Source organism: Brevundimonas sp. BAL450 (assembly GCF_015767455.1).
Taxonomy (GTDB): domain Bacteria; phylum Pseudomonadota; class Alphaproteobacteria; order Caulobacterales; family Caulobacteraceae; genus Brevundimonas; species Brevundimonas abyssalis.
In genome coordinates, this window is record NZ_JADWOW010000001.1 from 1 (window position 1) to 339 (window position 339).

Here is a 339-nt window from a genome sequence, read left to right on the forward strand (position 1 = left end):
TCCCGCCACTTCCGGAACGCGTGGTCAGCGTTCGACAGGATGCGGTCGGAGATGGGCGCTGACTCGAAGAACTCCGCGAGCGCGGCCGCGGTGTCGACCGTCTCAGGCGGGAAGGCGAACGTGCCCTCTGACTCGTCGGTCAACGACCCCTCCGGCGGTGTGAATGGCTTGTAGTCGAACTTCCCGGCCGCCGTACGCGGCTGCTCCGTCCCGATGTTACCCATCACTGCCCTCTCTTCGTCTCGACATTGCGGTCTCCCTGCCGGCGAGAACGCTCAGCCTCACGCGCAGCGCGGAACTCCGCCAGCACCGCCGCGTTGTCCTTCTTCTGGTTCGCAA

At 66.1% G+C, this 339-nt stretch carries 1 protein-coding gene; it reads right to left on the reverse strand.

All coding sequences use genetic code 11. The annotated features are described in order from the left end of the window. On the reverse strand, positions 1-224 hold a 224-nt coding region (locus IWC96_RS00005; RefSeq protein ID WP_196838114.1), incomplete at its 3' end, for a hypothetical protein. Positions 225-339 lie beyond the last annotated feature (115 nt).